This is a genomic window from Bradyrhizobium sp. CCGB20 (assembly GCF_024199855.1).
Classification (GTDB): Bacteria; Pseudomonadota; Alphaproteobacteria; order Rhizobiales; family Xanthobacteraceae; genus Bradyrhizobium.
Genome location: NZ_JANADN010000001.1, coordinates 7683238 through 7706579, shown reverse-complemented (window position 1 = coordinate 7706579; position 23342 = coordinate 7683238). Strand labels below are relative to the sequence as shown.

The 23342-nt window shown below is 64.2% G+C and carries 22 protein-coding genes; 17 read left to right on the top strand and 5 right to left on the bottom strand.

The genetic code is table 11. The annotated features are described in order from the left end of the window. Nucleotides 1-23: 23 nt before the first annotated feature. A complete protein-coding gene (locus tag NLM15_RS36195) occupies nt 24-1226 on the bottom strand; it encodes a CaiB/BaiF CoA-transferase family protein (protein ID WP_254122691.1) in 1203 nt (400 codons plus the stop codon). A gap of 228 nt (nt 1227-1454) precedes the next feature. Between NLM15_RS36195 and dctP the strand changes: the two genes are divergently transcribed. The 6 genes from dctP to NLM15_RS36165 are packed head-to-tail and all read left to right on the top strand — an operon-like array spanning nt 1455 to nt 8406. Next, on the top strand, nt 1455-2480 hold the full coding sequence (dctP, locus tag NLM15_RS36190; protein ID WP_254122690.1) for a TRAP transporter substrate-binding protein DctP: 1026 nt from the start codon (nt 1455-1457) through the stop codon (nt 2478-2480). A 40-nt stretch (nt 2481-2520) separates the two neighbouring features. Next, complete coding sequence (locus tag NLM15_RS36185; RefSeq protein WP_254122689.1) at nt 2521-3075, top strand: TRAP transporter small permease; 555 nt, start codon at nt 2521-2523, stop codon at nt 3073-3075. A 12-nt stretch (nt 3076-3087) separates the two neighbouring features. Then, nucleotides 3088-4377: a TRAP transporter large permease gene (locus tag NLM15_RS36180; RefSeq protein WP_254122688.1), complete on the top strand. Its 1290-nt coding sequence runs from the start codon at nt 3088-3090 to the stop codon at nt 4375-4377. 29 nt (nt 4378-4406) lie between these two features. Beyond that, on the top strand, nt 4407-5573 hold the full coding sequence (locus NLM15_RS36175) for an acyl-CoA dehydrogenase family protein (protein WP_254122687.1): 1167 nt from the start codon (nt 4407-4409) through the stop codon (nt 5571-5573). A 24-nt stretch (nt 5574-5597) separates the two neighbouring features. Beyond that, nucleotides 5598-7151: a class I adenylate-forming enzyme family protein gene (locus NLM15_RS36170; protein WP_254122686.1), complete on the top strand. Its 1554-nt coding sequence runs from the start codon at nt 5598-5600 to the stop codon at nt 7149-7151. A 7-nt stretch (nt 7152-7158) separates the two neighbouring features. Further along, on the top strand, nt 7159-8406 hold the full coding sequence (locus NLM15_RS36165) for an acetyl-CoA hydrolase/transferase family protein (protein WP_254122685.1): 1248 nt from the start codon (nt 7159-7161) through the stop codon (nt 8404-8406). Between the two features lies 1 nt (nt 8407). Here NLM15_RS36165 and NLM15_RS36160 read toward each other — a convergent pair whose 3' ends face one another. The 3 genes from NLM15_RS36160 to NLM15_RS36150 are packed head-to-tail and all read right to left on the bottom strand — an operon-like array spanning nt 8408 to nt 12751. Beyond that, nucleotides 8408-8944 carry a hypothetical protein gene (locus NLM15_RS36160; protein WP_254122684.1) on the bottom strand — a complete coding sequence of 179 codons (537 nt, stop codon included), beginning with the start codon at nt 8942-8944 and terminating at the stop codon, nt 8408-8410. Between the two features lie 12 nt (nt 8945-8956). Next, nucleotides 8957-10276 (bottom strand): hypothetical protein, encoded by a 1320-nt coding sequence (locus NLM15_RS36155; protein WP_254122683.1) that lies wholly within the window; start codon nt 10274-10276, stop codon nt 8957-8959. A gap of 60 nt (nt 10277-10336) precedes the next feature. Beyond that, nucleotides 10337-12751, bottom strand: a complete 2415-nt coding sequence (locus NLM15_RS36150) for a hypothetical protein (RefSeq protein ID WP_254122682.1) — start codon at nt 12749-12751, stop codon at nt 10337-10339. 513 nt (nt 12752-13264) lie between these two features. Between NLM15_RS36150 and NLM15_RS36145 the strand changes: the two genes are divergently transcribed. Both NLM15_RS36145 and NLM15_RS36140 read left to right on the top strand, forming a co-directional pair. Further along, nucleotides 13265-13963: an RNA polymerase sigma factor gene (locus tag NLM15_RS36145; RefSeq protein ID WP_254122681.1), complete on the top strand. Its 699-nt coding sequence runs from the start codon at nt 13265-13267 to the stop codon at nt 13961-13963. 141 nt (nt 13964-14104) lie between these two features. After that, entirely contained in the window at nt 14105-14929 is an 825-nt protein-coding gene (locus tag NLM15_RS36140; RefSeq protein WP_254122680.1) for a flagellin, read from the top strand. Between the two features lie 11 nt (nt 14930-14940). On the opposite strand, the gene NLM15_RS43835 is transcribed toward NLM15_RS36140, so the two are convergent. Then, nucleotides 14941-15093 (bottom strand): hypothetical protein, encoded by a 153-nt coding sequence (locus tag NLM15_RS43835; RefSeq protein ID WP_254124764.1) that lies wholly within the window; start codon nt 15091-15093, stop codon nt 14941-14943. On the opposite strand from NLM15_RS43835, the gene fliD reads away from it, so the two are divergent. From fliD to NLM15_RS36090, 9 genes are all read left to right on the top strand, one after another. Further along, complete coding sequence (fliD, locus tag NLM15_RS36130) at nt 15020-16720, top strand: flagellar filament capping protein FliD (protein ID WP_254122679.1); 1701 nt, start codon at nt 15020-15022, stop codon at nt 16718-16720. The two genes, NLM15_RS43835 and fliD, sit on opposite strands and share 74 nt — an antisense overlap. Further along, a complete protein-coding gene (gene fliS, locus NLM15_RS36125) occupies nt 16720-17148 on the top strand; it encodes a flagellar export chaperone FliS (protein ID WP_254122678.1) in 429 nt (142 codons plus the stop codon). The genes fliD and fliS overlap by 1 nt, the downstream gene beginning before the upstream one ends. Before the next feature lie 171 nt (nt 17149-17319). Further along, nucleotides 17320-17592 carry a hypothetical protein gene (locus tag NLM15_RS36120; RefSeq protein ID WP_254122677.1) on the top strand — a complete coding sequence of 91 codons (273 nt, stop codon included), beginning with the start codon at nt 17320-17322 and terminating at the stop codon, nt 17590-17592. A 324-nt stretch (nt 17593-17916) separates the two neighbouring features. Next, a complete protein-coding gene (locus tag NLM15_RS36115) occupies nt 17917-18585 on the top strand; it encodes a flagellar hook assembly protein FlgD (RefSeq protein ID WP_254122676.1) in 669 nt (222 codons plus the stop codon). 31 nt (nt 18586-18616) lie between these two features. Next, complete coding sequence (gene flgE / locus NLM15_RS36110) at nt 18617-19882, top strand: flagellar hook protein FlgE (RefSeq protein ID WP_254122675.1); 1266 nt, start codon at nt 18617-18619, stop codon at nt 19880-19882. A gap of 3 nt (nt 19883-19885) precedes the next feature. Further along, nucleotides 19886-20146, top strand: a complete 261-nt coding sequence (locus NLM15_RS36105; RefSeq protein ID WP_254122674.1) for a hypothetical protein — start codon at nt 19886-19888, stop codon at nt 20144-20146. A 15-nt stretch (nt 20147-20161) separates the two neighbouring features. Then, on the top strand, nt 20162-20617 hold the full coding sequence (locus NLM15_RS36100; RefSeq protein ID WP_254122673.1) for a flagellar protein FlgN: 456 nt from the start codon (nt 20162-20164) through the stop codon (nt 20615-20617). 16 nt (nt 20618-20633) lie between these two features. Further along, nucleotides 20634-22406 (top strand): flagellar hook-associated protein FlgK, encoded by a 1773-nt coding sequence (gene flgK, locus NLM15_RS36095; protein WP_254122672.1) that lies wholly within the window; start codon nt 20634-20636, stop codon nt 22404-22406. A gap of 18 nt (nt 22407-22424) precedes the next feature. Next, complete coding sequence (locus NLM15_RS36090; protein WP_254122671.1) at nt 22425-23336, top strand: flagellin; 912 nt, start codon at nt 22425-22427, stop codon at nt 23334-23336. The last annotated feature ends 6 nt before the right edge of the window (nt 23337-23342 follow it).

The following is a 23342-nucleotide window of genomic DNA, read 5'->3' as shown; positions in this document are numbered from 1 at the left end:
TTGCGATTTGGCCCGCGCTGGCTTTAGGGCGGCGCGGCCAGGTGAATTGCCTTTTGCTCTGCGAGCCGATCGATCTCATCCGTCGAGAAGCCGGCCTCGCGCAAAATGTCGCGGCCGTGCTGGCCCAGCGTCGGCGCGGGACCGGCGGCTTCCGGCTGGGTCACGCTCCAGGTCGAGGGCACGCGCATCTGGCGGATGCGGCCTTCGACGGGATGATCGACGGTTTTGAAGAAGTCGACCGCGTTGAGATGCGGATCGTCCAGAATCGTCTCCAGCGTGTGCATCGGCATCACCGGAATGTCGGCGCGTTCCAGCAGCTCGCGCCATTCCGCCGTCGTGCGCGTCAGGAAGACGTGGCCGATCTCCTCATAGATCTCGTCGATGTGCTTCGTGCGCGAGGCATGGTTGGCGAAGCGGGGCTGCTGCAAGAACTCAGTCTGTCCGATCGCCTCAAAAAAGCTGCGCCAGTGCTTGTCGTTGTAGATCAGGACGCAGAGATGGCCATCGCTGGTCCTGTAAGGCTTGCGATAGCGCGAGAGCAATCGCGCATAGCCGCCATGGTCGAGCGGCGGATCGTAGGTGAGGCCGCCGAGATGGTCGACCAGCACGAACTCCGCCATCGATTCGAACATCGGCACGTCGATGCGCTGTCCGACGCCGGTACGCTGCTGGTGCATCAGTCCGCCTAGAAGCGCATTGACCATCATCAGGCCGACGATGCGGTCGGCGATGGTGACGGGAACGTAGCGCGGCGTGCCGTCACCGGCGGCCGCAAGCAGCGTCGGAATGGTGGCCGCGCCCTGGATCAAATCGTCGTAAGCGGGCTTTGCGGCATAGGGGCCGGACTGGCCATAGCCGAACGCGCCGACATAGACGAGGGCGGGATTGACCGCGGCAAGCGTTTCGTAGTCGAGGCCGAGCCGCGCCATCGCCTGCGGACGCACATTATAGACGAGCGCGTTGGCGCGCTGGGCGAGCCGCAGCAAGGCGTCGCGGCCTTCCTTCTTCTTGAGGTCGAGGACGATGCTGCGCTTGCCGCGATTGGCGTTGTGGAACATCCCGCCCATGCCGGGCGTGCGGCCGGGACCGATCTGGCGAACGATGTCACCCTCGGGGCTTTCGACCTTGATCACGTCGGCGCCCATGTCCGCCAGCACCTGGGTGCCGTAGGGGCCCATTAGCACCGAGGTCAGATCGAGAATGGTGAAGCCGGCGAGCGGTCCCATGGGGCCTCGTTGGGTGAGTTCATATACGTGGAGTTAGAGTTCATAAATTGGCGGTGTCAATTCCTACGCTTTCGCCCGCGGTGCATACCCCTATGCATAGTTCATATACTTGACATATAAATTCACGTATATGTACATTTTCCTCAAGCAAGAAGTGGAATGAGGGCTGGACGGTCCGGCAGCAATTGGCTGCCGCGTTCGGCGTGAGGGCGGGTCAAGGAGAAGCAAATGAAGAAAAATCTGGTCTGGGCCGCGGCAGTGCTTGCACTCTCGCTGCCAGTCTCGACGCTGCAGGTCCAAGCGCTGGAGCTGAAGGTCGCGGACTCCTTCCCCGCCGGGCACTATCTCGTCCGCCTGATGCTCAAGCCCTGGATGGACGACGTCACCAAACGCACCAATGGCGCGGTGACCTTCACCTATTATCCGAACCAGCAGATCGGCAAGGCCGCCGACATGCTGCGGCTGACCCAGTCCGGCGTGGTCGACATCGGCTACATCGGACCGTCCTATGTCTCCGACAAGATGCCGTTGTCGGAAGTCGCGCAATTGCCGGGCGCGTTCGCGACCAGCTGCCAGGGCACGCTCGCCTATTGGAAGACCGCGCGCGAAGGCATTCTGGCCAAGCAGGAATACGCACCGAACAAGATCAAGCTGCTGATGGCCGTGGTGCTGCCGCCCTACCAAGTGTGGACCATCAAATCGAAGGTTGAAACGACAAAGGACATGCATGGCCTGAAACTGCGTACCACGGGCGGCGCGCAGGACCTGACGCTGCGCGCGCTCAACGCCGTTCCGGTGCGCATGGCCGCGCCCGATGCCTATGAGTCGCTGTCGCGCGGCACCATGGACGGCCTGCTGTTCCCGCTCGACAGCGTCGTGTCCTACGGCCTCGACAAGCTGGTCAAGCACGCCACCGAAGGCGTCAGCTTCGGCAGCTTCATCGTCGCCTATTCCATCAACCAGTCGGTCTGGGACAAGCTGCCCGATGATGTGAAGAAGGCGATGAACGAGGCCTCGGAAGCGATCACGCCGAAGGCCTGCGCCGACGTCGACAAGGAAGGCGCAGTCACCAAGAAGCAGATGCAGGACGAGGGCGTCAGCTTCGATCCGCTCCCCGAGGCGACGCGCGCCGAGATGAAGGACAAGCTGAAGGGCGTTGGCAAGGAGTGGGCGAGCGGGCTCGACAGCCGCGGCAAGCAGGCATCCGCCGCGTTGAAGGAGTTCGACGATTTGCTGGCCGGCGGCGCCAAGTAACGCGCCGGGTAAACCGACAGAGAAGAAGGAGGCGCGAGAGGTGATCAAGCGGGCAGGAGATGTGCTCGGCGCGCTGGAGCGCGCGCTGACGGTGATCGCGGTGGTGTTCATGTTCGTGATCATGCTGCTTGTCGTGACCGACGTGTTCATGCGCTACGCACTGAACAGTCCGTTCTCTTTTACCTATGATCTGATCGGCCTCTATCTCCTCGCCGGCGTGTTTTTCTTCACGCTGTCAGACGCATTGCGCGAGCACGTGCATGTCGGCGTTGACATCCTCTTGTCGCGCTTCTCGCCGGCAGGACGGCGGCTGTCCGAGATCGTCACCGCGCTCGCCGGCCTGTTCGTGTTCGTCCTGATCTGCAAGGTCGGGTTCGAGCGTGCACTGGAGAATTACGAGCAGCACGACGTCCTCTCGGGCGCCATTCCCTGGCCGACCTGGATCTCGGCGGCGCTGGTGCCGTTCGGCTGCGGCGTGCTGGTGTTACGGCTGGCGCTCCAGCTCGTCGGCAATGTGCTGAGCCTTGTCAGCGGGCGCGACCTCTATCCGCTGCCGCCGGTGACCGGCGTCGGCGAAGCACGCAGCTTTGAGTAACGGCAGGAATCCATGACACCTTTCATCGTTCTCGCCCTGCTGTTCGGCCTGCTCGCGCTCGGCACGCCCGTCGGTTTCGCCATGGCCTTCTCCGGCTCGGTCGGCCTTGTCATGGTCGGCGGCTGGTCCACACTGTTCGGTATCCTGCAGACCGCTCCGCTCTCGACCGTCTCCTCCTACGAGCTGATCACCATTCCGATGTTCCTGCTGATGGCGGACCTCGTGCTGCTCTCCGGCGTCGCGGACGATCTGTTCAAGACGGCCTCGGCCTGGGTCGGCCGCATTCCCGGCGGCCTCGGCATGGCGACGGCACTGGCCGGTGCCGGTTTCGGCGCGATCTGCGGCACCTCGACGGCCTCGGCCGCGACGCTGTCCTCGACCAGCCTGCCGGCGATGATCCGCCAGGGCTACGAGCCCAAGATGGCCGCCGGCGTGGTCGCCATCTCCGGCACGCTGTCGATGCTGCTGCCGACCAGCGTTGCGCTCGTCATCTTCGGCCTTCTCGCCGAGGTCAACATCGGCAAGCTGCTGATCAGCGGCATCATCCCGGCGATCCTGGTGACGTTCACCATCATGGCCACGATCTATTTCCTGGTCTGGCAGGATCCCTCGCGCGCGCCGGCGGCGAAGTCGGTGCCGTGGCGCGAGAAGTTCGCGCTGCTGTGGCAGGTCTCGCCGATGGTTGTGTTGTTCTCGATCGTGACAGGGACGATCTATCTCGGCGTCGCGACGCCGACGGAAGCGTCCGCTTTCGGCGCGTTCGGCGCCTTCCTGCTCGCCATCGTCAAGGGCAAGATCACGCCGGCCTCGCTCTATGCGACGCTGCTGCGCGCCAGCCATGGCACCTGCATGATCATCATGATCCTCGTCGGCGCCTCGATCTTCGGCTACTTCTTCACGCTCACACATGTGACGCAGGACCTCGTCGCCTGGATCGGTTCGCTGCCGGCCTCGCGCTGGGTGATCATCACGCTGATCCTGTGCGGCTACATCGTGCTCGGCTCGTTCATGGACCAGATCGCGATCCTGGTGCTGACGGTGCCGATCGTGCTGCCGCTGATCAAGACGCTGGGCTTCGACCCGATCTGGTTCGGCGTCATCAAGATCGTCACGGCCGAAGTCGGCATGATCACGCCGCCGGTCGGGCTGAACTGCTTCATCGTCGCCCGCTATGCCAAGCGGCCCGTCGCGGAGGTGTTCCACGGCACCTTCCCGCACTTCATCGCGCACCTGATCGCGATCGCGATTTTGGTGGCGTTTCCGTCTATCATCCTCTGGCTGCCCTCGCAGATGGGGCGCTAGGAACAACGAGCCTCCACAAGGAGACCATCATGGATTTCGCGCTCACCGATCAGCAGGAAGCCATTCGCGACGCCATCGCAAAGATCTGCGAAGGCTTTCCCGATGCCTATTGGTTGAAGAAGGACCACGACGGCGGCTTTCCGCACGACTTCCACAAGGCGCTGGCCGATGCCGGCTGGCTCGGCATCTGCGTGCCGGAAGCTTATGGCGGCTCCGGGCTCGGCATCACCGAGGCCGCGATCATGATGCGTACGATTGCGGAATCCGGTGCCGGCATGTCCGGCGCTTCCGCGGTCCACATCAACGTGTTTGGCCTCAACCCCGTCGTCGTGTTCGGCACCGAGGAGCAGCGCAAGCGCATGCTGCCGCCGATGGTCGAGGGCCGCGAGAAGGCCTGCTTCGCCGTCACCGAGCCGAACACCGGCCTCAACACCACGCAGCTCAAGACCCGCGCCGTCGCCAAGAACGACCGCTACATCGTCAACGGCCAGAAGGTGTGGATCTCGACCGCGCAGGTCGCGCACAAGATCCTGCTGCTGGCGCGCACCACGCCGCTGGAGGGGGTGCGCTCGCCGACGCATGGGCTGAGCCTGTTCTACACGGACTTCGACCGCAAGAAGATCAAGGTCCACGAGATCGAGAAGATGGGCCGCAAGATCGTCGATTCCAACGAGCTGTTCTTCGAGGATTTCGAGATCCCGATGGAGGATCGCATCGGCGAAGAGGGCAAGGGTTTTCAGTACATCCTCGAAGGCATGAACCCCGAGCGTATCCTGATCGCGGCGGAAGCCGTCGGTCTCGGCAAGCTCGCGCTGTCGCGCGCGACCGAATACGCCAAGACGCGCGTGGTGTTCAATCGACCGATCGGCAAGAACCAGGGCATCCAGCATCCTCTCGCGGTGAACTGGGTCGAGCTCGAGGCGGCCTGGCTGATGGTGATGCAGGCGGCCTGGCAATACGACAAGGGCTTGCCCTGCGGCGCTGGCGCGAACGCCGCGAAATATTTCGCAGGCGAAGCCGGCTACCATGCCTGCGAGCAGGCCGTGATGACCCATGGCGGCTTCGGCTACGCCAAGGAGTTCCACGTCGAGCGATACCTGCGCGAGGTGCTGATCCCGCGCATCGCGCCGGTCAGCCCGCAACTCGCGCTCAGTTTCATTGCGGAAAAGGTGCTTGGGCTGGCCAAGTCTTACTAAGTTCGCGCGTTCGGCAGGACTGCCATGAATCTCGCTCATCATCTGCTGCGGGCCGCCAAGGCCGACGCGTCCGCGCCGGCGCTGCTGAAGGGATTGACGCCGGTTGCCGATTACGGCCGGCTCGCGACGACAGTGGCGTCGCTGGCGGCATCGCTGCAGCAGCGCTTTGGCCTCGCCAAAGGCGCCCGCGTCGCGCTGCTGATGAAGAACGTGCCGGACTACGTCGCCTGCCTCTATGCCTGCTGGCATGCCGGGCTGGTTGCCGTTCCCATCAACGCCAAGCTGCATCCGCGCGAGGTTGCGTTCATTCTCGAAAACTCGGGCGCCGCGCTTGTGTTCGTAACCGAGGACATGGCGAGCGTTGCGTCGGAGGCGCTCATGCTCGGCACCGCCAGGCCGCGCATCGTCGAGATCGGTTCGGCCGAGCATCGCGGCCTGGAGAAGGCCGACGGTATCGCCATCGCCGATGTCGCCATCACCGACCCTGCCTGGATCTTCTACACCAGCGGTACCACCGGCCGCCCCAAGGGGGCGGTGCTCAGTCATCGCAATCTGCTTGCGATGTCGCTGAATTATCTGGCCGAGATCAACCCCGTTGTCCCCGGCGAGGCGCTGCTGCACGCAGCCCCAATGTCGCACGGCTCCGGCCTCTACATGGTGCCGCACGTGCTCGCCATGGGCGCGCAGATCATTCCGGAGAGCGGCCGCTTCGAGCCGGACGAGATTTTGGAGCTGACGGCCAAGCGCGACGGCATCTCGTTCTTCGCCGCGCCCACCATGGTCCGGCGCCTGACGGTCGCGGCGGAAGCGGCAGGCTCGAGCGCGCCGGGGCTGAAGACCATCATCTATGGTGGCGGCCCCATGTATGTCGCCGATTGCACGGCGGCGCGCGCGGTGTTCGGACCGAAACTTGCGCAGATCTACGGTCAGGGCGAGACGCCGATGACCATCACCTATTTACCGAAGTCGATGCATGTCGACGCCGGCCACCCGCGTCATGAAGAGCGCCTCGCTTCGGTCGGCATCGCACAGGGCGTCGTGCAGGTGCGGACCGTGAATGAGGGTGGACAGGAGGTTGCACCCGACGAGGTCGGCGAGATCATCGTGCGCGGCGATACGGTCATGTCCGGCTATTGGCAGAACCCGGACGCCACCGCGAACACGCTGCGCGACGGCTGGCTCTACACCGGCGACATGGGCGCCTTCGACGCCGATGGCTTCCTCACCCTGAAGGACCGCTCCAAGGACGTCATCATCTCCGGCGGCACCAACATCTATCCGCGCGAGGTCGAGGAAGTGCTGCTGCGGCACGAAGCCGTCGCCGAAGTCTCGGTGATCGGCCGGCCGCATCCGGAATGGGGCGAGGAAGTGGTGGCCGTCGTCGTTCCCGTCGTGGGAAGGGCGGTCACCCGGGACGAGCTCGACCAGATGTGCAACGCCTGGATCGCGCGCTTCAAGCGGCCGAAACATTATTTCCTCACCGGCGAGCTGCCGAAGAACAGCTATGGCAAGATCGTGAAAACGGAGCTTCGGACGCTGCTCGGCGAGTCCTCCACATGCCTCGTGCCAATGGACTGAAGCGGCGATGGCTGCGGAGATCGCTTCGATCGATTTTTCGGGCCTGCTCCGCGAGAGCGATCTCGTCGTGTGTGGGCAGGCGACGGCAGAGCCTGTTACGTTGACCGAGACGCTGATGGCGCAGGCGGTGCATCTGCCGCGCTTCCGCATGATGGTCGGGCCGATTTTCTCCGATACCTTCTCCGCCACCAGTGCGCCGAATATCTCGTTCCAGAGCTATGGCGTGATCGGCAATGCGCGGCGGCTTGCGAAAGCCGGGTGGCTCGACGTGATCCCGAGCAACTACAGCGCTTTCTGCGCCGACTTCGCCGCGCGCCGCCACAAGGCTGATGTTGTGCTGGTCCAGCTCGCGGAATCAGGAGGACGGCTGAGCGCCAGCCTCTCCAACGACTATGTCATCGACGCCGCGCGCGGCGCGCGCCTGGTCATTGCCGAGATAAATGCGGACGCGCCCTTTACGTTCGGAGCCGAGTGGCCTGAGGATGTGCCGATCCACGTGCGCGTGGTGGCCCGACGTCCGCCGGTGGAGCTGGCCTCACCGCCGCTTGACGACGTCTCGCGGCGTATTGCCGCTCATGCGGCGGGCCTGATCGCCGACGGCAGCACGCTTCAGTTCGGCGTAGGACGGATTCCGGATGCGATCCTGTCCTCGCTATCTCATGTGCGCAATCTCGGCATCCATTCCGGCCTGATCAATGACGCCGTCGTCGAGCTGACCGAGCGCGGCGCGGTGACGAATGCGGAGAAGGGAATCGATCCCGGGATCACGGTCACCAACCAGGTGATCGGCACACAGCGGCTCTACCGTTTCGTGCATGAGAACGAGGCGGTCGCGGTGCGGCCGACGTCATACACCCACGGTCAGAACGTGCTGACGCGGATCAACCGGCTGGTCGCGATCAATTCGGCGCTTCAGGTCGGGCTCGACGGCAGCGTGAATTCAGAGACGCTGAATGGCGTGACGATCGGCGCGATCGGGGGGCAGCTCGATTTCGTGCGCGGGGCCAATGTATCGCCCGGGGGCAGGGCGATCATCGCGCTGCCGGCGACGGCGTCGGACGGGACCAGCCGGATCGTCGCTGACGTCGAGACGGTGACGACACCCCGCGCCGATGTCGATGCCATCGTCACCGAATGGGGTGTCGCGGAGCTACGTGGCTGCGGCCTCGCCGAGCGTGCGCGTCGCATGATTGCGATCGCAGCGCCCGTGCACCGCGACGCGCTGTCGGAACAGCTTCGCCGCGCGGCGCGCTAGCTCAGTTCATCATCGCAAGCGTCGGACGATGGTTCTCGCCGGACCCGATGATGCCGGGGAAATCCGTCGCCTCGCCGGCGATCATGCCCGACATCTGCCAGAACAGATGAGCGAGGCGGGAGAACACCAGCCGCTCGCGCTCGGCAGGAATGGTGCCGTCCGGAACCGTCACAGTCTCGAGGCCGACCACCTTCTTGAAATCCGGCCAGATCGTCATCGACTGCGCGATCACGGAGTAGCAGCGCGGATCGTCGTCATTCTCGTCGGGCGCCGGCGATAAGCCGGGATATTGCACGGGCGCCGCGAAAAACTTGTAGGCGCCGTAGCCGAGCTGAAGCAGGAACTTTTCGGAGACGGCGATGTCGGCGGCAAACGAGACGAGCCGCGCTTCGCTCAGCACGTCCGGATCGATCGCGCTGAGGTCCGATGCGCGCAGCGCCGAGCAGAAGGCGAGGTCGCGATTGTGCTCGCGGAGCAGGTTGGCCAGCGGCTGCTGCTGTTGCACGGTGTCGGTGAGCAGGATGATGGTCTTGAGCATCTGTGGCGTGCCTCAGGGAAAGAGATGGCGGGCGGTCATGACCGCATCGTCGGCCGCGTGGTGGGCGAAGAAATCGTTGGCGATGCGCTGCCCCGGCGCGATCTCCAGGATGCGGTAGCGCGCCAGTGCTGCGGCATCGCGCGCGGCGCCGACATCGTCCTGCCAGGCACAGAGCGACAGCTCGAGCCGGCCGTATCCGCCGCTATCGGCGGCGTAGGCGCCGGTCACGGCTTCCACGGTTGCTGCCACCGCGCCGGCATCGCTGGCCGAGATGTCGCGCAGGATCACGGCGATGCCGTTGGCGGTCTCGGGCTTCGAAGTCATCACCATGAAAGCATCACGGGCGCCGGTGCGGCCGGCGCGGCGGGCGGAGCGCACGATGCCTGCAAAAGCGGGATCAGGCCCGAGCTCCATCGTCGTCGTCTGCCGGTCATGCAGCACCGCGGCGCGCATCGCGCCGAGATCGCCCTTCAGCGCGTGATAGGACCGCGGCAACCACGCCGTATCGAGCGGCACCTGCGAGGAGGTCAGGCTCCAGGCCTGGTCGAGCAGATAGCCCTCCCAGATCGCAGGGTAGGACGCGGCGAGCTGCTGCCAGGTGCGCAACAGCATTTCGGCGCGCCCGGTGCGGCCGAGATAGAGCGTGCGTGCCGACATCTCCCAGCGATTCCACTTGTGGAGTGCGACATCGCAGCCGAGGAAGGACGGCAGCAGCGGTGCCTCGCGCAAGGTCGCGCCGGCTTCGACGAACAGCAGGGGCTCGCGATATTTGTTCCACATCCGCACCATGAATTCGGCCTTTTCGAAGCAGAGGAGGCGGTCGCTGAACTCCGTCTCGATCGGCTCGATATGGCAGGCGAGGTCAAACCGCTCGAGCGAATGCCGGAGCGCGAAGGCCGCGGTCGCGTCGGTGCCGCGGGGATAGCAGGAGACGATCCGGGGGCGGACGGTGGACGCATCGGCTGCCGTGAGGAATTTCGACCAGCCGATGCCGCCCCACCACATCTCGTGCGGGCCGTCCGCGCCGCAGGGGCCGACGGTGCCGAACTCGGTCAGCTTGGACTTGAGAAAGTCGAAGCCGGGGTTCTCGCTTCTGGGGATGACGACGGCGCAGCCAGGCGTGAGCGAGCGGTAGAACAGCTCGGCCGCCGCGCCGCTCGGCGGCTCCTTGAGGATGATGACGCCGTTTCGCCTTCCGTCTGGCAGATCATCGAACGTCGGCGCGCCGTACTGGCCGGTTAGCCAGTCGAGGCGATCGCGTTGGGCCTGGCCGAGCCTGATATCGCCGGCTTGCAGCAGCCGATCAAGGTTTTCGTGCGTCCCGTCCGTCAATTCCGTACCCCCAGTCCCAGCCCTTTGACTTCAACGGTCCGAGTGGCGCGATCAGGCGCATTATTTGGGGCAGGCGCCGAGCGGGGTGATGGCCACGGAATAGATCGCAATGTCCTGCGTCATCGAGGCGATCGGGATCAGCAGGCAGCCGTCCTCGGTCTCGGCGCGATAGTGATCGCCGTTCCGCTGAATGCCGGCATAAATCAGGCTTTCAGCCGCGATGCCGGTCACGTCCTGGCTCTCGGCGGCGTCGCGAACATCGTCGGCGGTCTGGATGGTGACGCCATGCAGCAGGCCCTCTGCGGCGAATTTCGGCAGCGGCAACGCGATCATGGCGATGCCCATCGCGCGCGAGACCGGAATGCGTACGCGCAATTCACCGAGACCGGTTCGGTGGACGGTTACCGTCTCTAGCGTGGCTTCGCCACTGGCGCGGAACAATCCGACCTGAACCGGACCGCCGGGGCTTTCCTCGAAGACATCGGCCGGCAGGCGGTTGGCGCCGAACAGCGTGTAGAGATAGGCGTGGGATGGCGACAGGTGGGTAAAGCTGCCCGCGAGCCACATCGGCGGCGCGGCCGATGTGCAGGCGGCGGAGAGGCCGCGCGCGGTGATCTGCCGGCGGATGAAATCGCCGTCGACCATCGGTGCCAGCGCATGCGTGCCGAGATTGACGTCATGCTTCAAGGTACCGAGCAGCGCGAGCTCGTCGTCATCGGGCAGTAGCAGGAGACGCGCCAATGTCGCTGCGCACCAGCGCGCGGCGATTTCGGGCGCCGCATAGGGAGTAAGGCCAAAGTCAAGCGCCACGTCTTCAGCGCTGGCGGCAAAGGCGAGGGCGCCGGCCTGAATCTCGCCCGCCAGCGCGATCTGGCATGCGGGGCGTGGATTGATCTCGCGCAGGACCCGGTCGCCGTCATAGTCGCGCACCGAACCGTCGGCCGAACAGCAGATCTGCTCCAGCACGGCGACGTTGCGGATCAGCATGCGTTTGACGTGAGGGGTGACCACGAGATCGGAGATGAAGCCTTCCGCACTATCCTCCGCGGCCAGGTCGTCGAAGGCGTCGTCGAGCGACATCAGATAGGCGCCATGCAGGCGGATCTTGATGCCTTCCATGTCGAACACACGTCGTAGCGCCTTCTGCACGCTGCCGGAATAGCCGAGATCGGCGAGCACGAGATCGGTGCAGTCGTCGAAGCCGGGAATGGCGTGGCGGAGATAGGCGAGCAGCCGGGCGCGCAGGCCAGCGGCGAGCTCGACGATTTCGGCCGGGTCGATCAGCTCCGGAAGCGCCTCGGCGAGCGCTTCGCCCGTGGCAATTCCGCCGGGGAAGCCGGCGAAGAACGTTGCGACCCTCGGTGGCAGCACCTTCATCATGTCGTGGAAGGTCGGCGCGTCGATCTTGAGGACCTTGCTGAGAAGGTCGACCAGTGGCTGCATCGTGTCGGCGGAGGCGATCAGGCTGACGCGGCGGTTGATCTCGAGATAGGCCGAGCTCATGCCGTGCAAATCCTGCCAGATCCGGTGCGGCAGAAAACCATCGCGGCCGAGAAAGCCGAGCGCGACCTTTCGGCCGGGACCGGATATTTCTTCGCAACGTCTGGCGATGAAGGCATCGAAGGCGGCCATGACCGGGCCGAGGACCGTCAGTCCCAGGTGGAAGGCTGGGGATTTCCCGGCGCTGCGGGCAGCGATCATGCGCCGTAGCGTTCGCGCACCATGATCAAGCCGCGACGGGCCGCCGGGACACAACAGTTCGAACAGCGCCGTTTCGCGCTGAAATCTCGAGGCCAGTTGCGCGGTGGCCTGAGGATAATAACGAGGGCAAATGCCGTGGCGCTTCGCGCCCTTGATGTCGGCCTTCTCGTTGTCGCCGACGTGAAAGGAGGAGCCGGCGTCGATGCCCTGCTCCGACAGATATGTCGCGAACAGGGTCTCGCTCTTGCTGCTGCCGTGGTCGCACGACGCATAGAGGAAGTCCCATGTCAGCCCGGGACGGCAGGCTCGCAGCAGTCGCGCCAGCCGGTCGGAATCCCAGTACGTGTCGGAGATGAATCCGACGCGATGGCCGGCGCGGTTCATGTCCAGATATTGCCTGATCATGTCGGGATTGGCGCGGCAGAGCTCCAGTTCGGCGGCGAACTCCGATTCGACCAGATCGTTCAGGTCACGGCGCGCGAGGCCGAACAGCTTGAACGGAAAATAGGAATAGATCTCGGCGACGTGAACTTCGCTTCCGCCGCGCTTCTCCTTCGCGGTCCGGCGTGCACGCGATTCGGCCTGGATTCGATGCTGAACGAAACTTGCGGAAACATTCGGACAAGTTCGTGAAATGCCGGAAAGCTCGTAAGTCCTTTCAAATACGCCATCCGGCGTCGTGCAGGCGCGAAGCAGAAACGTATCGAAAACATCGAACGACCAAGCAGAAACAATTTTCGTGCGGGGCGCGAGCCCGGCCGTTGCGATCATCATGCGACAATTCCCCGTCCACCATGACGATTAACGTGCGCATGCGCGGAGTCAGGCGCCACAACGACGAAAAAACTTCACGCACGATTCAAAATCGCATTCGTCGCGACTGACAGATTCAAAAAAAACGCTAGGTTCGAAAAAGGTGATTCGGCAAAAATTGCCGGGTGCGAAAGTCGTCTCGCGTTCATTCACACTCGGAAACAATCGCTTCTCGATGCGCTTCGCGCGCGTCGCGTTCGATCGCCTAGTGCCGCGTAATGTCAGCGTTTTCTCTCAACGACATCTGTTCGGGATGGATGATCCGCCATGGCGCGAGACGATGTGATGATTGCAGCTGTGATGCGCGAGAGCATCGCGCGGTCGGCAATTATTGCCCGATGCTCGGCAAAAACGACCGGCTAACATCTTGAAAAATAACAAAAATTCTCCGCCTGGATTGTTTTGGCGCCGCGTTCAACGCCTGGAAGCCGTGTGGCATGTGCGCCGCCGGCATTGCGGGTTGGAGGTTGCGGGATGAGTTACGCTGCTGATGTCTGGGCTCCCGCCGAAGCCGAGATCACGACGACGGCGCCGGTCGATGCGATCGTACCGGTGATGCCGTCGGTGCCGCTCGCGCCGGACAGCACGCCTGTTGCCGCCGAAATCGTCTACGACGAAGACAGCGAACTTCTGGACAAGCTCGCCACCGGCGACGAAGCCGCGTTCCGCATGCTGGTCGAACGTCACATCGACCGCGCCTACGCGATCGCGCTGCGCATCGTCGGCAACGCGGCGGATGCCGAAGACGTGGTGCAGGACACCATGCTCAAGATCTGGAGTCATCGCGGTCGCTGGCAGCACGGCCGCGCCAAATTCTCGACCTGGCTCTATCGCGTCATCTCCAACCGCTGCATCGATCTGCGCCGCAAGCCGCGCAACGAGAATGTCGAGACCGTGCCTGAGGTCGCCGACGGTCAGCCCGGCGCCGTCGAGATCATCGAGCGCAACGAGCTGAACGGCATGCTGGAGCTCGCGATGCAGCGCCTGCCCGAGCAACAGCGGATCGCAGTGATCTTCTCGTACCACGAGAACATGAGCAACGGCGAGATCGCGCAGGTGATGGACACCACGGTGGCTGCCGTGGAGTCGCTGCTCAAACGCGGCCGCCAGCAGCTTCGCCAGCTGCTGCGCAAGCACGAGCGCGACATCCGCACCGCGTTTACCGATTGCTAATCATAAAAATCACGTCGCGAAAATTTTCGCGCCTGATCTCCTTGCGCTCCGCCGTTTGAGCGAACGGACGGGGCTGCGGTCCGCGTCGTCAATCGTCTTCAACGATGCGGCACGCCATGCCCATCAGCACAGGAGCTTCCAATGCCTGCAATCAATACGAACACCGCGGCGAACTCAGCGGTCCGCTACCTCAACATCAACTCCGCGCAGGAGAGCAGCTCGCTCGCGAAGCTGTCGAGCGGCTCGCGCATCACCTCAGCCTCCGACGACGCCGCCGGCCTCGCCATCTCGACCCGCATCTCCTCGGACGTCACCACGCTCCAGCAGGCCGCGACCAACGCCTCGCAGGCGACCGCGATCCTCCAGACCGCTGACGGCGGCGCCTCGAACATCTCCGACATCCTGGCGCGCATGAAGTCGCTGGCCTCGGAATCGGCATCGGGTACCACGACCGACTCCAGCCGCGCCTACATCAACTCGGAATTCACGCAGCTGACGAGCGAAATCGACTCGATCGCGAGCGGCACGCGCTACTCCAGCCAGAGCCTGCTTGACGGCTCCAGCGTGTTCGCCTCCGGCGTCTCGGTCCTGGTCGGCTCCTCCGGCTCGGACACCATCACCATCACCCTGACCAGCCTCACCGCGTCCTCGCTCGGCGTGTCCTCGCTCGACGTGAGCTCGCTGTCGGACGCGACCTCGGCGCTGACCGCGCTCGATACCGCGATCGACACCGTCTCCGCCGCCCGCGCCAGCATCGGTGCGCAGGAATCGCGGTTCAACTTCTCGTCGGACTCGATCTCGACGCAGACCCAGAACCTGCAGGCTGCGAATTCGGCGATCAAGGACGTCGATATCGCGGCCGAGCAGGCCAAGCTGTCCTCCGCCGAGGTGAAGACCCAGGCGGCGGTGTCGGCCGAATCCGCGGCGAACCAGATGCCGCAATATCTGCTCAAGCTGCTCGGCTAAGGCACGCGGCCCTAACGATCGTCAAACCGGGCCGGCGTGATGCCGGCCCGGTCCACCCTCGGATGGATCCTGGATGGATCGGGCAGCAAAGTGACAAGCGTCAGTTCGAGCACCAGCAGTACGTCGACCAGCTCGACTTCATCGAGCAGCTCATCGGTGACCACGACCGGGACCACGACCTCGACAAGCGTCGACTGGAGTGCGCTGATCACCGCCGCGGTGAACGCCAAGCTCGCCACGGCGACCACGATTTCGACCACGATCACCAACAACGAAGCCAAGATCTCCGCCTACGAGACGCTTCAGACCAACCTTTCCACGCTGTCGAGCGGGCTGTCCTCGCTCGCGACCTCCGTCATCAATTCGCTGGCGACCAACGCCTTTGCTACCCGCGCTGCGACCATCAGCTCGACCGGCGACGTGAGCGCGTCCTCGGCGCTGTCGATGTCGGTCAGCAATGGCGCTGCGACCGGCGACCATACGCTCACGATCAGCCAGATCGCGACCGCGCACAAGGTGGTCGGCACCTCGCAGTCGAGCCAGACCGACGAGCTCGGCTACTCCGGCACGTTCTCCATCGGCCTCGAGGGCGGCACCACGTCCGACATCACCATCACCAGCACGATGTCACTCCAGGACATCGTCGACAGCATCAACGCCCAGACCTCGACCACCAACGTCCAGGCCTCGATCGTGCAGGTGTCGAGCGGGTCCTACGAGATGGTGCTGACGGGAACCGAGGATGCCGCCGACATCACCTATTCCAGCACGTCCGGCGACGACATCCTGAACGAGCTCGGGGTGACCGACAGCACGGGCGCCTTCGCCGACGTCCTCCAGACGTCGCAGGCGGCCATCTTCTCCCTCGACGGCATCTCGATGACCCGGGATACCAACGACATCACCGACGTGCTCACGGGCGTGACGTTCAACCTGCTCCAGGCGACGCCCGATGGTGCCACGGTGAACATCAGCATCGAACCCGACACCAGCCAGATCGAATCGGCGGTCGAGACCTTCGTCACCAACTACAATACGTTTCGCGATGCGGTGATCGCGCAACAAGCCACGTCATCGGACGGTACGGCGGATTCGAGCGCGGTGCTGTTCGGCGACGGCACCATGCGCGATATCATGGACGCGCTCCAGAACGCGCTCAACAGCACCGTCGGCGGCCTCACCATGGCGGACCTCGGCCTGTCCTTCAACGAGAAGAACGAGCTCGAGCTCGACACCTCGACGCTGTCCGAGATCCTCAGCACGAATCTGAGCGGCGTCACCACGTTCCTGTCGGCGCAGACCAAGACATCGTCGAGCCAGCTCAGCGTCGTCAACACCGGAACGTCGCCGCAATCCTTTACGCTGGATCTGACGGTGGATTCCGACGGCAATCTATCCTCGGCTTCGGTCGGCGGCGATTCATCGCTGTTCACGATCAGCGGCACGACGATCATCGGCGCTGCCGGAACGGCCTATGCCGGCATGGCGTTCACCTATTCGGGATCGACGTCGCAGTCGATCACGGTGACCTCGACCCAGGGCATCGCGACCCAGCTCTACCAGATCTCCAAGAACTACTCGTCGAGCACGGGCGCGTTGCAGACGCTGATCACGAATCTGACCGATCGCGACAGCGAGCTTCAGCAGAAGGTCGACGATATCGAAAGCGCCGCGTCGGCCTACCAGGCGCAGCTCCAGGTGCAATATGCGGCCTACCAGGCCGCGATCGAGAGCGCCAACAACACGCTCACCTATCTCAAGGCCCTGCTCAATTCCAGCTCGAGTGATTGATGATGCATAATCCGATGGCGTACATGGCCAACCAGGCTTATCGGGGAGCCGCGACCAGCGTGCCGCCGCTCAAGGCGATCTCGATGCTGCTTGGCGGCGCGATGACCTTCCTCCAGAAGTCGCTGGCCGCGCAGGAGGCGCGGCGCTTCGAGGAGGGGCACGAGTACCTGATGAAGGCGACCGCGATCTTGCGAGGGCTCAGCCACAATCTCGATTTCGCCAAGGGCGGCGCGGTGGCCGAGCGGCTGTTCCAGACCTACAACGCGATGATCGTGGCGAGCCACAAGGCCTTCGGCCGCCCGCATGCACGTGAAAGCTTTGGCCGCATCATTGCCGGGCTGACCGAGTTGCGGGAGGCCTGGGAGCACGTCGATGCGACGTTGCGCGGTGGCAAGGCCGGGCCGGCCGATTCGGCCCGCAGGGGCTGAAAAGCGCGGGCCGTCTGGTCTCGAAACGTGCCGGCGATTCCACGGCCGGCCGTTTCGGCCGCCTTCCGTAGTGCTGCGGACGGTTTTGGCGCGTGAAACCGCCGGAATCCGGTTTCCGCCGTGCCTGCAATGCTTTATGACGTGGCCTGACCGAGGCGGGACCGGCGGGCGATGGACGTCACCGAGTTTGAGGAACTGATCGATCGGCTGGGCGAGGATCTCTCCCTCTGGCCCGACGACCGGCGCTTGCCTGCCGAAGAGCTGCTGGCGCGCTCGTCCGCCGCGCAAGCCCTGCTCGAAGAGGCGCGCACCCTGCGCCAGGCGCTCGCCGCGCCGCCGGTCCGTGCTCCCGCGGGCCTCGCCGACCGCATCGTCGCCGCCGCCGCGAAAACGAAAGGCGACATTGCCGAGCCGCGCACCGAAGGCGAGACGGCGGGGAGCTGAACGGCTCTTTTCTGAGATCGAATATGACGAGACTTCGTCATGCCCGGGCTTGTCCCGGGCATCCACGTTCTTCGTGTTGCGTTGCAAGTCGTGGATGGCCGGGACAGGCCCGGCCATGACGTTGTGGAAATCTCCGCACTCCCGACGCTGAAATCATCGTTCTTCTAACGCGCGAACACGGCAGATTTTGCCGTGTCGAATGCCGTTTTCGCGCACGCGAATCCCCGCCTGAATCCGCGCGCCCACCCGTTTCATCAGCACACAGATTTCAAGCGCGCCGACCGACGTCTGGTCGCTGGCCGCGCAAGGAAGCCGGAGTTTCTGATGACCGTTTCCGCCGCGAGTTCCGCAACGACTGCGACCACGACGACATCGTCGTCGTCGAGCACATCATCCAGTTCGTCGCTGACCTCCAGTGATTTCCTCAGCCTGCTCGTCAGCGAGCTTCAGAACCAGGATCCGCTGAACGCGACCTCGACGACGGACTTCATCAATCAGCTCACCTCCTACGCCAATTTCACCCAGCAGCAGTCGATCAACTCGAACATGTCTTCGCTGGCGAGCTCGTTCTCGAGCCTCGTGACGCTCAATTCGGTGAACTATATCGGCCACACCGTCGAGGCGAAGACCGACACGTCGACGCTGAGCAACGGCTCGGCGACGTTCGGCTACTCGCTGTCCTCGGCCGCTTCGAACGTCTCGATCAGCATCTCGGATTCCTCCGGCAACGTCGTCTACACCGGCACCGGCACGGGTAATTCAGGCTCCAACAGCTTCACCTGGGATGGCAAGGATTCCAGCGGCAACCAGCTCTCCGACGGTGGCCAGTACACCATCTCGGTGACCGCGACCGATTCCGCCGGCAACTCGGTCCTCAATTACACGACCGTCACCGGCACGGTGACCGGCATCGACACCTCGACCTCCACGCCCTCGCTCACGGTGAACGGCGTCGCTGTCAGCGCCGCCAATATCCTCGGCGTCACGTCCTGATCCCGCATCCTGATTTCCTCGGAGTTTCATCATGAGTCTCACCGGCGCATTGTCCTCGGCGATCTCGGCGCTCAGCGCCCAGAGCCAATCCCTGTCGATGATCAGCGACAACATCGCCAACTCCGACACGACCGGCTACAAGACGACGTCAGCGATGTTCGACGCGCTCGTGACCGCGTCGAGCAATACCACCTCCTACGCATCGGGCGGCGTCACCGTCTCGGGCCGCGCCAACATCAGCCAGCAGGGCTTGCTGGCGGCGACCTCCAATGCCACCGATGTCGCCATCCAGGGCTCCGGCTTCTTCGTGGTGACCAGCGCCACGTCCGGTGGCATCACGTCCTACACCCGCAACGGCGCCTTCACGATCAACAATGCCGGCTATCTCGAGAACAACGGCAGCTACCTCGAGGGTTGGCGCACCGACGCGGACGGCAATGTGGTCGGCAGCGAGTCGGCAAGCAACCTCTCGGCCATCAATACCCAGATCGCCTCGACCAGCGGCAGCGCCACCACCAAAACCACGATCGCGGCCAATTTGCCGTCGGACGCTGCCACCGGCGACACCTATACCAGCTCGATGACGGTGTATGACTCCCTCGGTGCTGCAAACACGATGCAGATCACCTGGAGCAAGACCGGCACCAACACCTGGAGCGCGAGCTTCGCCAATCCGACCTCCTCGTCGGACACCACGACCGCGACAGGCACGGCCTCGGGCACGATCGACATCACCTTCAACAGCGACGGCTCGCTGGCCAGCACCAGCCCGGACCCGGCGACCGTCTCGATCACGGGCTGGACCGACGGGGCGGCCGACAGCACCGTGACCATGGACCTCGGCACGGTCGGCGGCACCGATGGCCTGACGCAATATGCCTCCGGCGAAACGACGCCCGATGTCAACGTCACCAGCATCGACTCCGATGGCCTGTCCTACGGCAAGCTGTCCAGCATCTCGATCGGCAAGAACGGTGTCGTCGATGCGACCTATTCCAACGGCGAGACCATCGCAATCTACAAGATCGCGGTGGCGACGTTCGCCGATCCCAACGGTCTCTCCGCGGCCAGCGACGGACTCTATTCGGCGACGGTGGCGTCGGGGAATGCCTCCTTGCAGGCATCCGGCGAGAATGGTGCGGGCACGGTCTACGGCAGCGAGCTGGAATCCTCGACCACCGATACCTCCAGCCAGTTCTCGAGCATGATCTCGGCGCAGCAGGCCTATTCCGCCGCGTCCCAGGTCATCTCCACCGTCAACAAGATGTACGACACCCTGATCTCGGCGATGAGGTGAGCGATGCGTGGTGAGAAAGCGAGCACCGCCGGAGAGGCGCTGCTGCGCCGGCTGAAGCGCCTGGTGGCCCGGGCGTCAACCGCCAAAGGCGATGACCGCAAGCAATTGCTTGCGCTGCTCGACGACGTCGAGACGACACGGCGCGGTCTCCTGCGGGAATGTGCGGAGATCGAGGGCGAGATGAGGCAGGCAACCGTCAGGACGACCGCGATCGGCGCGTATTTGCGTGGTTCGCAAGTCCACCGCGGCAAACGGCACAACTAGAAGAAGGCGATCACCATGACTGTAGCTCAAGCCACCCGGACGAGCGCCGCAAATGGCGATGCCCGGATCAAGTCGCTGATCACGCTGATCGACACGCTGACCGCGCTGGTCGCCGAGGAGAATGCCGAACTCGCCAAGGGCCTGCCGGCGTCGCGCCTGAAGCAGGTCGACGAGAAGAACCGCCTCGCGGAGATGTTCGAACGCACCGTCGCCGAATGCGCGGCGGGGACGACCAGCCTCAACGTGCGCGACCGGATCCTGCGCGAGCAGCTCATGGAGCGGATCCTGAAGCTGCGTATGGCGATGGACGAGAATCTGGTGCGCCTGCGCGCGGCCATCGAGGCCAGCAACCGCCGGATCGAAGCCGTCATGCAGGCGATCCGCGAGCAGATCGCAGCGGTATCGCCCTATGGCGCCTCCGGCCGGCTCGCCGCGCGCGCGGTCTCCAGCGGCACCAGCCGCAGCGCCTGACGACGGAGGACCCGCCGTGTCGCTCGATATCGCACGATCGATCGCCTTCAGCGGCCTGTCGGCCACGTCGGTGCAGATCAGCGTGACGTCGTCGAACATCTCGAACGCCGACACGACCGGCTATACGGCGAAGACCGCGAACCAGTCGAGCAGCGTCACCAATGGCGTAGGCACCGGCGTCACGGTGACCGGCATCACCTCGACGGTCGACAAGCTGCTGCTGAAGTCGCTGATCTCCGCGACCTCCGACCTCGGCTCCGCCGATACCACCAACACCTATCTGACGTCGCTGGAAAAACTCTACGGCTCGACCAGCAGCACGGACAGTTCGTCGACCGGGACGTCGCTCGCCAACAGCATTGCTTCGCTGGAATCGGCACTGTCGTCGCTGGCGAGCACGCCGAGCAGCGCCTCGTTGCAATCCAACGTCGTCAGTGCGCTCGACGACGTCGCGAGCCAGCTGCGGGAGACGTCGAGCAGCATCCAGAAGCTCCGCTCCGATGCCGACCAGGACATCGCGTCCTCGATCGACGACGTCAATACGGACCTGCAGCAGATCGCGGATCTGAACGCGCAGATCAAGCAGACCGCGGCGGCCGGCCAGTCGACCGCGGATCTGGAGGACCAGCGCAACACCGCGCTCCAGGACCTCGCCTCCAGGATGAACATCAATTATTTCACAGCGTCGAACGGCGACATCCAGATCTACACCAGGTCCGGCCAGGCTCTGGTCGACAGTTCCGCGCATACGATCAGCTATACCGCCGCCGCCAATGTGACGGCGGCGACGACCTATACCGCCGGTTCCTCGTCGAGCGGCTTCAGCGCGATCACGGTGAACGGGGTCGACATCACCTCGCAGATCACAGGCGGGGACATCGGCGCGCTCATCACGCTCCGCGACACGACACTGCCGAACGCGCAGTCCCAGCTCGATCAGCTCGCCCAGCAGCTTGCGTCCGCAATGAACAGCGTCTCGAACAGCGCCTCCGCTGTGCCGGCGCCGACGAGCCTCACAGGGACGACCAGCGTCACCAGCAGCACGGCGCTGTCCGCCACCGGCACAGTGCGTCTTGCCGTCACCGACCAGAGCGGCAATCTGGTCTCCTACGGCGATCTCGACCTGTCGTCCTATTCCACCGTCGGCGACCTCGTCACCGCCATCAACGGCATCTCCGGACTGTCGGCCTCGGTCGATGCGGATGGTCATCTCTCGATCACGGCGACCGGCTCGGGCAACGGCGTCGCCATCAACCAGATGACGAGCACGGTGGGAAGCTCGGGCGAGGGATTTTCCGAGTATTTCGGCCTCAACGACCTCGTGACCGGAACGAGCGCCGCTGACATCGCGGTCAACAGCAAGATCCTGTCCGGCACCAACGAGCTGCAACTGGCGACGCTGGACTCCTCGTCGAGCCTGACGGTGGGCAGCACCGTGCTGTCGTCGGGATCGGCCACCGTCGTCAACGCCTTCTACGACGCGCTGACGGACTCCCGGACATTCGCCACCACCGGCGGGCTCGCCGCCACCACCGGGTCGCTCGCCGATTATGCCTCGGCCATTGTGGCCGACGTCGCCAGCAAGGCCTCGCAGGCGTCCACCGATTACACCGCGAAGGAAACCGCGCAGTCGACCTATGCGAGTTCGCTGTCCTCGCAATCCGGCGTCAACCTCGACGAGGAGTCCGCCAAGCTCAGCACGCTTCAGAACAAGTACACCGCGGCCTCCGCGCTGATCCAGGCCATCAACACCATGTATTCGGCGCTGCTGTCCGCCGTGCAGTCGTAAACAGCCGGGAGCGGGCTCATGGTCGCCATGCGGGTCGCCACCTTCGCGCAGTCGAACAAGATGATCGCCGACGCGATGCGCGTGGAGACGGTCATGGCCAACAAGCAGATCCAGGAATCGTCGGGCGTGATCTCGAGCGATTTCGGCGGCTACGGCTCGGACGCGCAGCATGTCGTCAACCTCCAGGTCTCGGTGACTCGCGCGCAATCCTATATCGATGCCGCGACGCTCGCCGACAGCAAGGTCCAGGTGATGTATTCGGCGATTGGATCGATGACCGACATCCTTACGCAGCTCCGCTCCCAGCTCAGCGCGGCCTCGACCGGCAGCTCGACCGAGACGAATTCGGTGATCACCACCGCCCAGCAGATGCTGGAGGAGATGGGTTCGCTGATGAATACGCAATATGACGGCCAGTATGTGTTCGCCGGCGGCAAGACCGACACCGCGCCGGTCGATCTCACGAGCTTCGCGTCCGGTACCGGCTCCCTTACCACGACCGACACCAGCTACTACAACGGCGACGACGAGATCGCCTCGGTGCGGGTCGCCGCCGACGAGACGGTGTCTTACGGCATCACCGCCGATAATTCGGCGTTCGAGGAGGTGATGCGGGTGCTCAAATTCGTGGCCAACAGCACCTCGCTGTCGTCCTCGGATATCACCAGCGCGCTCGATCTTGCCGGCACGGCGCTCGACGACACCGCGGCGGTGCAGGCCAAGCTGTCGAACAACGCGTCCGCGATCGAGACGGCGAGCTCGCGCCAGACCGACTACAAGAGCTATGCCGAGACGCTGTCAAACGACCTTACCGGCGTCGACGTCGCCGCCATCACGGCGCAGCTGTCGACCTATCAGGCGCAGCTCACGGCGTCCTATTCGGCGCTCGCCAAGATCCTGAGCATCAATCTGGCGAGCTACCTGAAATAGGCCGGC